The organism is Mesorhizobium sp. M00.F.Ca.ET.216.01.1.1 (genome assembly GCF_004010325.2).
Taxonomy (GTDB): Bacteria; Pseudomonadota; Alphaproteobacteria; order Rhizobiales; family Rhizobiaceae; genus Mesorhizobium.
Genome location: NZ_SADR02000349.1, coordinates 1 through 326 on the forward strand (window position 1 = coordinate 1; position 326 = coordinate 326).

Consider the following 326-nt stretch of genomic DNA (forward strand, 5'->3'; position numbering starts at 1 on the left):
GCAGGCTGCAGGAGCAGGAGCATGTGCTGCTGCTGACGTTGCACCACATTGTGTCGGACGGCTGGTCGCTGGGTGTGATGGCGCGCGAGCTGTCGGCGCTGTATGGGGCAGAAGTGTCGGGACGCGAGGCGGGGCTTGGGCCGCTGGCGATCCAGTATGCAGACTTTGCCCATTGGCAACGCGGGCGAGCGGGGGGCGAGGCGCTGGAGCGGCAGATAGGGTATTGGAAGGCGCAGCTGGCAGGGGCGCCGCAGTCGCTGAACTTGCCGGTGGACTTCGCGCGTCCGGCGGTGGCGACGCAGCGCGGAGCGCTGCACGGATTCGAG

General features: G+C 68.7%; 1 protein-coding gene. It reads left to right on the forward strand.

Translation table 11 applies throughout. The annotated features are described in order from the left end of the window. Positions 1-5: 5 nt before the first annotated feature. Positions 6-326 (forward strand): condensation domain-containing protein (locus EN859_RS36425; RefSeq protein ID WP_281015684.1); only part of this gene is annotated, 321 nt, incomplete at its 3' end.